At 66.3% G+C, this 549-nt stretch carries 1 protein-coding gene; it reads left to right on the top strand.

The features are described from left to right. Nucleotides 1–549: acetylxylan esterase (locus CXQ89_RS17935; protein WP_181032431.1), on the top strand; the 549-nt coding region annotated here is incomplete at both ends.

Here is a 549-nt window from a genome sequence, read left to right as displayed (position 1 = left end):
AGCCTGGCAGGCATGGTGGCCCACGACGACCTGGCCGCCCTGGAGGTCCTCGCGGGGCTGCCGGATGTGGACCAGGACCGGCTGGGCTGCATCGGGTTGTCCGGCGGCGGCGGCCGTTCCCTGGCCCTCGCGGCGCTGAGTCCCCGCATCAAAACCTACGTCGTGACCTGCATGATGACCACGTTCCAGTCACTGCTGCCCTCCTACCTGGACGCCCACTCGTGGCTGCTGCAGACCCCCGGCCTCTGGAAGCTGGATGACTGGCCGGAGCTCACAGCCAGATCGAAAGCCGAAAGGCTGCTGGTGCAGTACGCCCTGACCGATGAACTTTTTCCCCAAGACGGCATGCGGGAAGCCCACCGCACCCTGGATTCGATGCACCGCTCCGGGAGCTACACAGGCAGCTTCTGGCCGGGCGGCCACGTTTTCACGACCCAAATGCAGGAGGAAGCGCTCAACTTCCTGTCCGGCACGCTGCACGGCAAGCAAGCGGCTCCACCCAGCCCGGCAGCCACCGGCAATCCCGACTTCCAAGCCACTTTCAGCCCT

The organism is Arthrobacter sp. ZGTC212, from assembly GCF_002929255.1.
Taxonomy (GTDB): Bacteria; Actinomycetota; Actinomycetes; order Actinomycetales; family Micrococcaceae; genus Arthrobacter_B; species Arthrobacter_B sunyaminii.
This window is presented reverse-complemented; position numbering and strand designations above follow the sequence as displayed.